This is a genomic window from Caballeronia choica, from assembly GCF_001544535.1.
GTDB classification, from domain to species: Bacteria; Pseudomonadota; Gammaproteobacteria; order Burkholderiales; family Burkholderiaceae; genus Caballeronia; species Caballeronia choica.
On the sequence record NZ_FCON02000233.1, the window covers coordinates 1 to 8,020 of the forward strand.

The 8,020-nt window shown below is 58.1% G+C and carries 8 protein-coding genes and 1 pseudogene; 7 read left to right on the forward strand and 2 right to left on the reverse strand.

The window, feature by feature from the left end:
- A pseudogene (locus tag AWB68_RS50195) lies at positions 1 to 200 on the forward strand (ISNCY family transposase); the annotation flags it as partial.
- Between the two features lie 182 nt (positions 201 to 382).
- Here the strand turns inward: AWB68_RS50195 and AWB68_RS40665 are convergent.
- The gene (locus AWB68_RS40665) at positions 383 to 583 is read right to left on the reverse strand and encodes a hypothetical protein (RefSeq protein ID WP_125483216.1); all 201 of its coding nucleotides are present in this window, start codon (positions 581 to 583) and stop codon (positions 383 to 385) included.
- A gap of 127 nt (positions 584 to 710) precedes the next feature.
- On the opposite strand from AWB68_RS40665, the gene AWB68_RS40670 reads away from it, so the two are divergent.
- The 4 genes from AWB68_RS40670 (at position 711) to AWB68_RS40695 (ending at position 6,470) form a co-directional block, all read left to right on the forward strand.
- Positions 711 to 1,319 carry a MarR family winged helix-turn-helix transcriptional regulator gene (locus AWB68_RS40670; protein ID WP_087649824.1) on the forward strand — a complete coding sequence of 203 codons (609 nt, stop codon included), beginning with the start codon at positions 711 to 713 and terminating at the stop codon, positions 1,317 to 1,319.
- Positions 1,320 to 2,677: 1,358 nt separating this feature from the next.
- Positions 2,678 to 3,910: a ParA family protein gene (locus AWB68_RS40685; protein WP_200828937.1), complete on the forward strand. Its 1,233-nt coding sequence runs from the start codon at positions 2,678 to 2,680 to the stop codon at positions 3,908 to 3,910.
- Positions 3,894 to 4,925, forward strand: a complete 1,032-nt coding sequence (locus AWB68_RS40690) for a ParB/RepB/Spo0J family partition protein (protein ID WP_087649826.1) — start codon at positions 3,894 to 3,896, stop codon at positions 4,923 to 4,925. The genes AWB68_RS40685 and AWB68_RS40690 overlap by 17 nt, the downstream gene beginning before the upstream one ends.
- A gap of 303 nt (positions 4,926 to 5,228) precedes the next feature.
- Positions 5,229 to 6,470, forward strand: a complete 1,242-nt coding sequence (locus AWB68_RS40695; protein WP_087649827.1) for a Replication protein O — start codon at positions 5,229 to 5,231, stop codon at positions 6,468 to 6,470.
- 232 nt (positions 6,471 to 6,702) lie between these two features.
- Here the strand turns inward: AWB68_RS40695 and AWB68_RS49125 are convergent, their stop codons facing one another.
- The gene (locus tag AWB68_RS49125; RefSeq protein ID WP_200828938.1) at positions 6,703 to 6,984 is read right to left on the reverse strand and encodes a hypothetical protein; all 282 of its coding nucleotides are present in this window, start codon (positions 6,982 to 6,984) and stop codon (positions 6,703 to 6,705) included.
- A gap of 129 nt (positions 6,985 to 7,113) precedes the next feature.
- On the opposite strand from AWB68_RS49125, the gene AWB68_RS51240 reads away from it, so the two are divergent.
- Together AWB68_RS51240 and AWB68_RS40705 are read left to right on the forward strand one after the other, a co-directional pair.
- Positions 7,114 to 7,326, forward strand: a complete 213-nt coding sequence (locus AWB68_RS51240; protein ID WP_200828939.1) for a recombinase family protein — start codon at positions 7,114 to 7,116, stop codon at positions 7,324 to 7,326.
- A 499-nt stretch (positions 7,327 to 7,825) separates the two neighbouring features.
- Positions 7,826 to 8,020 (forward strand): type II toxin-antitoxin system Phd/YefM family antitoxin (locus tag AWB68_RS40705; RefSeq protein WP_087649828.1); only part of this gene is annotated, 195 nt, incomplete at its 3' end.

An 8,020-nucleotide genomic window follows, 5' to 3' on the forward strand; every position in this document is an offset into this window, starting at 1 on the left:
CACAGCGCGACAACCGCCGGACCTCGGGTTCGCCGTCACGTACGAATCGTGGTGCGGCGGTACGCAAACCCAAACCCATGTCCGGCACTAAGAACCCGCGCGCATTCACGCGAGCCGATCTGGATCAGGCAATCGCGCAGGTCGCGCAGCAGTCGAAGACGCCTTCAAAACCTGGCCAGCGGTCTGCTCGCACTCGCTGAACGGTCTGACACGCCCCTGTCTGATCAAGGCCGTCCTTCGACACTACGTGGATTCAAACCGTTGAAGACAGAGTAAATCACCCATCAAAAACACGACATCTGTATTTAGCCGGCGCTACGACATTTCAAAATGGCTTTGACATTCGTGGGGCACCTGGATAAATCGATCTTTTCAACCTGCTTTACGCGTGTGCCCCGCGCTCTGTTGTGTTCGGTGGAGCATCCATAACGCCGCCGATCTCGTATTCATGGACCTGGTGGGGGCCCATCGCCTCGATTCGTTCCATGATGTCCTCCAGCGCCCTGACCTCGACACGCAGGCATGCGATCGCCTCCTGAAGCTTGAGCGATTCCTGGTAAATCATCTCCTTGGTCACTTCCATCTCGGCCTCCGGCATCGTGGGAAAGTGGGTTTGCCAATATCAGCATTAATCGTGCTCCAACCGGCCGGGTCCGTGAAAGCCCCGAGTCGCTTAGCATGTTGTCCTTCTAAGGCAGATCCGAAAGACCATGAGCGAAGGCGTGTACGGAGAAGCGGCGACTGGACGCGTGACGCACGGCCTGCTGCGGCTGGGCACGGCCATGCGCAGCCAGGCATGGGAATGGGCGGAAAGCGCAGGGATGACGCCGACCCAGGGCGAAATCCTCGTGCTGCTCATGCAGCGCAAGGGGCCGATGCGGCTCAGCGAGATCGCACGCGAAACCGCACTGACCGCGGCGACCACCAGCGACGCGGTGACCACGCTTGAAAGCAAGGGGCTTGTCGAAAAGCGTCGCGCGATCGAGGACGGCCGCGCGCTCGCGCTTCGCCTGACGTCCCGGGGCCGCACGGTGGCCACGCGTGCGCTGCAATGGCCGGACTTTTTGGCGAAGGCCGTCGGCACGTTGCGTATCGACGAACAGGCGGCGTTCTACCGAACGTTGCTGAAAGCGATCCGTCAGCTGGAAACGCAGGAGCAGATGCCGCCGCATCGAATGTGTTTGTCGTGCGTCCATTTCGAAGCGAGCAAGAATCCGAAGAAAACGCCGCATCGCTGCGCGCTGCTGCAGATTTCGATGGCCGACACCGATCTGCGCCTGGATTGTTCGGTATTCGAAGCAGCCGACGTCGCCACATAAAAGAGAAGCTGGAAGATTTTCACCCAACCGGCCTGAGCCGACATACCCTCTTGCGCGCGAAGGCGGCAGCCAGTCGGAGGAGCAAGATCTTTGGGCCATCGCACCTGACGCCTTCGACTAGCCAAATTTTTGCAAGGTCAGGCCGTAGCGAATTTAGGATGAAGGCCTTCTCCTTCTGGCTGGCCTACACCACCTCGACTGCGCGTAGGCGATTCCGTCCACCAACTCAACACCGCTCAGTGCGAATCCGTTCGGTCCCATCCACCACGACACCGCGTCATGTAACGGTGTGATCGGCTGCGGGTCGCTGACGGCGGTGATCTGAAAACGCGCGATGTTCGAGTACCGGTTCAACGCTGCTGATTTGTCTTGGACCACGAGCAGGTCGCCGCAAATTCCGGGGGCGCGCGGAACGTCAAAGTGTTCTAGCCTGGCACGCTGTCAGAAGTTGAAATCTAGCCACGCCCTCGCCCATTGCATCCCGCGCTGGAACGCCGCTGCCTCTGTGTCGAAGTAACCGATTTCGGTGAAGTGGAATATATGCCCCATGTCCCCGCCCCCCCCACGGACCGCGTTCAACTTCGTCCCACGCCTGCCGGCGATGCCCTTTCTGCTCCGGTACTGAATGGGTGGACCACTCTCGATGGTGCGTTTTCACTGTTGACTTCTCCACCGACTTGTCCACGGAAAATTGCGGATAAGTGGGGCATCGCAACCGACGGTTAGTTGCAATACGCCGATTCGAATCGGTCGTGTCGATCAGTACGCATTACGTAGCAAACACCACGCTTCTGGGATTTGCTGCTGGATCGGCGCTGTAACGAGACATTTATCGCATGCATCGCGCTGACCACACCGACTTCGTCGGGTTATGCGTGAAACAATCGTCGAAAGGTGGCTTAAGTAGTTGATTATCCGATGCTTCGGAGGTCTGCAAAAGTACATGGCATTGTTTCACGTACGGTCTTTTGCACATTTATTCATGCAGCGAACGGCCGTTTCCCTATTGTGCCGCGCCTGCGGGTAATCGCCACTCTGCGATTGAAAAATATCGGCCGGTTCTGGGCCGTTGAGGGTCGCAAGCTTTGATCCGCCCGTCCGACAAACATGGCAGCAAATCGGTTTGAAAGAAGTGAACGGCCCCAAGCACCTCCCCTTCGCCGGCATTCGCTGGCGTGCGCGATACGGAGGCCGCTCCGAGGCGATGACCAACACGCGTCCTCTCGCTCACCTCGCTACCTGACTGCGACGCTGACTCTTAAGAGTTTACTTGAAGTTTACCCGTCGCACGATTATTCTCCGGGTTAGTCGTAATTTTCCTATCAACCCGGAATTTTCCGAACAACTTGGAAAGCATCGTGACAGTCAACGATTTGCTGATCTCAAAGGTGGCTGAGATCGATCAATCGGTGTCCATCGCTGACATCCGTGACGTCGTCGCCGCCCAGGCGTTGGACATGTTGGACCAAGTTCGAGCAACCATGCTTGAGCCCTACCCTCGCAAGCATCCCCCGACCTTCACTGGCGCGCAAATCGCCACGCTGTGCGGGATTGACAAGCAGAGGCTGAAGTACCTTACCACCAAACTGGGCCTTCCCAGCGGGACACAAACCGGCGCAGGTCGGGCCAAGGTCTTCACACTCGAAGAGACGCTGACCTGGATTCATGCGACGAGCACGCGAGCGCAGCGACCGGAAGGGGTTCGCGGCAGAGTCGTCGCCTTCGCCAACTTCAAAGGCGGTGTTGCCAAAACTTCCACCTCGGTGAGCGTAGCGCAAAAACTCACTCTCCTCGGTCGTAAAGTGCTTTTGATCGACTGCGATCCGCAAGGCTCAGCCACGCAGTTGTGTGGCTTTGCGCCGGATGCGGAGATCGCCGAAACCGACACTCTTCTGCCCCTAATTTACGGCGACGAAAGCACACTGCACTACGCAGTGCGGGAGACGTACTGGAAGAACCTCGACCTGATCCCGGGCTGCAATACCCTACAGGACGCGGAGTATGCAATTCCATCCCACATTCTTCACGACAGTCGGTACGAATTCTGGGACATCGTCAACAAGGGGTTGCGGCCGCTTCTCGCGGAGTACGACGCAGTTGTCATCGACACGCCTCCGGCACTGAGCTATTTAACGACGAACGTCCTCATGGCGGCAGACGCGATCATCATGCCGCTTCCGCCCGAGGCACTGGACTTCGCTAGCTCGACGCAGTTCTGGATGATGTTTTCTGAGATCACTAGCCGGCTGCCGAAGTCCGAGAACAAGCGGTATGACTTCCTCAACATCTTCATGACGAAGGTTCGTCCGTTCGAAGCGTCAAAAGGTGTTCAGGGCTGGATCAGGAAGGCATATGGCGATCGGGTGTTTCCACTCCATGTACCCGACTCGAAAGTGCAGGCGGCTGCGCTCGGTGCACTGTCAACGATCTACGACCAGAAGCGTCTCGACGTCGATTCTGATGGCGATACTCGCATGACCGGCGAGCAGTACGAGCGACTCAAAGCGCCGCTGGATGGGCTTTCCGAATTCATCGACGATCAGTTCGTTCGTATCTGGGCAAAGGAGGTTGCAAATGAGCAAGCTGCTTGATAAGACCGCTGCCCTTGAGCCGAATCAGCCAAACCATCGCCCGCCGCGACCGGACTCTCCCCGGACTGCGCCGGGCCGAATGTTCGACTACGCCAGCCGAATCAACGAGGCGGAGGATCGAGCAATTGCGGCGACAAGCGAAGCCGAACAGGCCAAGCAGCAGCTTCAGGATGCACTCGCGCAAGTCGAGGCGTTGAAGCAAGCGGGGGGATCGACCGCAGGCGTGGTCGAAATCGATATCTCAACGCTGGTGGAAGTGCCAGGCCGGCGTCGTGTTTTGTCGCCGACTGAGTACGAAGAACTGAAGGCGAATCTCGGCGAGAGCGATCTCGTGCATCCGGTCGTCTACCGCCCTATTGGAGACGGCCGTAACGAGATCGTCGCGGGCAACAACCGCGTGGCGATCTACCGGGATGAGCTCAAGCGGGACAAGATCCTCGGCATCCCCTTCAACGGTGATGCAAAGCAAGCTGAACTGGGTGCCACATTCTCAAACCTGTTGGCCCCTTCTCTTCCGGATTTCGAGAAGTACCGACAGTTCCTTCGCTTGCAAGGAGAATTCGGGTTTACCCGTCCAGACATCATCAAGGCTTCCGGACTCAGCAATTCACACGTTGCGCGGATTCTCGCGTTCGACAATCTACCGGTGGCAGCTAGGGAAGCGATAGCCAAGCGCCCAGATCGGGTCGGCGGTCATGCCGCGGAAGAGTTCGTTGCCCTGACCAAAAATGGGAATGTTGAAGCCGTGGTCACCGCGATCGAGAAGCTAGTCGGCGATGAATCGATGACGCAGAAGCGGGCCTTGGAACTCGCGAGACCAAAAATGCCGAAAGCTGCCACACGGAACGCGCGCACGATCAACATTGGCAAGAAGAAGCTTTGTGAAATGACCGTTCGAAATGGCGTGGTGGGACTGCGATTCAATGGCAAGCAGGGCGATGTGACCGCCGATGAATGGGCGGACAAGATCGAGAGCTTTATCCGGGCGCAAATTAGCGAGCAGTCGAAAGAGTAATCCCCAATGGGGAAGTCTTATAAATCAATGACTTACGATAAAACCAATCGAAGAGTTCGGCTTCCCCATTGGGGAAGTCATTGAAATCAATGACTTAGCAAAAAAGGACCGTCCATGACGTAACCCGATGCCCAAAAACAAAGGCCTTCGGCGCCAACCGAAGGCCTTCGAGGGCTTGGCTATTGTCCGCACCCGCTACACTCACCGGCGCTAACCGGAGAGGTACTCTCAAACCCGAGTGTAGCGAAACGCGACTGACAGTCAAGCAAATTCAATCCATTGTCTAAAAATGGAACGCTGGATATGTCTATCGCGCAACGCTTCGTTGCTGGCGAGGGTGAGTTGCACCCTGCGTCCGGCGAGATGAATGAAACCGCCGTCGATTCCGCTGCTGTCATCGCCTTCCGGTGTGACTCGACCAACCTGCCCTGGGTCATCTTCCGAGCTGCGTTTCGAGCGGCTCACATCGAAGAGATCCCTGCGCGCGCTCGCGCGGTCCTCTCCGCCCTCGCGCGCACCGTCGATGCCGAACGCCCTTTTGCACCTATCTTCGCCCGCCGTGACCTGCTCACGGGACGCGCACTGCAATCGATGCGCACGTTCTACCGGAGTCTCGATGACCTCGAATCGGCCGGACTGATCGAGCGACGGCCTCAGTCCCGCTACCTTGAAGCAGGTCTCTTCGGGCGTGCCTATCTTCACCTGACCGAACATGCAGCCGCACTCCTCGGACTTGCAGAACGCTTGGCCTCGAACGCCGCAACGCAAGCCCTTGAAAGCACTCCAGGGCTCTCGCCTGCGTCCGGTGTTCAACGCGATGCTCCGTTTAGCGGTCCGTCTGCCAACTTGGCAGACGGTGGTATATATAAGGATCTAACCCCTACCGCTTTTCAAAAGAGACAACCGGGCGAAGTACCTGAGGATCTCCAACGCCTGCGGTCCCTGGGTTTCATTGATTTTCTGATTTTCAAACTGATGCGCGAAGCGCGTGAGAATGGCAAGCGTTTGTCGGATGTGGTCGAGGCGACTTGGGACCACCTCAAAGCCGCAAAGGCTCCGATCAACTACCTTCGTACCCTCCTCCAAAGCCCGGTCGACTTCGGTCATCAGTTGCGTCGCAAAGTGGCTGCCCAGGCCGAAGAACGGAGCCGTCTGGATCGCGTAGCTCGTGCCGAACAAGTCGCGCAGCGGAGCGCAGGACAGACTTTCATCGACGTCAATGCCCAGCGCAAGTACGTGCTCGACGCGAACGCTCAGTCGATGATGATCTACGCTGTCGACGAGGATGTCGGTAGGCAGGCCGCGGGATGGAAGGAGAATTTTGCGGAGGCACTTCAACGCGGGCTCATTCGGACCGCATCGCAGGACGATCTGAACGCGTTTGCAAAGGCTCGTCGTCTGCAGCCGCCACAGACATTCCAGCCGAAGCGAGGAGGGCGCCATGCGGACGAAAAGCCCGAGGTCACGCCCCAAGTGCGGGATCACATCGCTGCGTTGCGAAGCATCCTTCGGCCCTATGGTCGCGCATTCACCACCGCGCCATGACGAGGCGACCAACGACGAATGTCAGTTGCTATGGACTACCAATTAAATAAGCAACCGCAAAAGAAAAAAGGGCGAAAGAAAAGCACCGTCACAAGGACGGGGGTTCGAGAGGGGAGGGCGGTACAGCGGTCAGGGCTTTTCCGGGGTCAGTTTCCAGGGCGGAACATTTCGACCAAGTATTCTTGTTCCGGGTTAGCCGTCAAAGCGTTCAAGCGTCTTCAGCGATACATTGTCAATCGTCTTGTTTGCGCTGCATCCTGCAATCTCCCAGAGGAGGCGAAGGTAGCTCGTGTCGATGAGCGACCGTCAGGTCTTTGCTCAGGCCATGTTCGGAGATGATCTGTTCGAGCGCGGTGCTCAGCGACTGCACGGAACTGTTCAACTCGTGTTGCAGCGTGTCGTTCACACCTTCCATGTCGAACGCAGCACGCGAGACTTGCGACGACGCGAAAGCCGTGCGCCGCTCGTTTTGTTCGCTGCGCAGCGATGCGACGACGCGGTCCAGTTGCGTCATCGGCTGTGCGCCAACACAATTTCTTGTCTTGGAACAAATCCGTCATCAGGGATCCTAATCTTTATAGTTAGAAAAGAGGCTACCGGGGGCTTTGTTGACCTCAAACCCCTTTATGTTCGACAGTCTTCAATGCGACAGGTCGTCGAGAACATCGAGAGCGCAAACCGGCAACACGCCCTGCGTCGTCGTGCGACCGCGCTCGGCTGGCGCGACGAGCAGATCGTCACTGTCGATAGCGATCAGGGCGAGTCGGGCGAATCGGCGTCCTGGCGGCCAGGGTTTCAGCGGTTGGTTGCCGATGTCGGGATGGGACCTGCGGTGTTGCTGCCTAAGCCAAAGTGAACCAGTTGCCGACGTGCCCATGATCCGGTCGCGAACTCGCAAATGCCGCCCATTCAAGAACGAGGGCAACATCGGGCCGGTTCACGTGAATTCTCGGCACCCGGATTAAAACAGAGTCCGCGACGACTGCCTATCAAGCATCAAGTCTGATAGTTATGATTAACAGTGAAGTGTTTAATGCGTAAAATAGCCGGAAAGCGCACTGCGTGACGGCGAGACAAGGGTTTGCCCTTGGTTCTGCCTTGCTGGTGCCTCGCTGCAATAACGTCTGGCTGCACCAGCCGGAATAAAGCGGGCGTGACGGGACTAGGCGCGGGTCCGAGGTGCCCATAAATGCGGCCGCGCAAGGCGAGTGGTGGGCACGGCGCGACGGGCGCGACGGCGCGACGACGTGGCGGGGGCCCAGCGCCGGAACACCATGCGGCAGGCCGGTAAACATTGTGTTTCGTCGCCCGCGCCTGCATACTAGCTAACATTGCTTAGCTAACACGGGAACATCATGCTGACAGTGAACATGCACGACGCGAAATCGAAACTGTCGAGCTTGGTAGAGCAACTCGAGGTTGGGCAGGAAAACGAGGTAATCATTGCGCGCAACGGCACCCCCGTCGCTCGGCTGGTGCCGTTTGCCGCGCCCCGGCGCGTCGGCGCCGCCCGGCACCTGCTCGCGGGCCTCCACATCCCGGCCACGGTC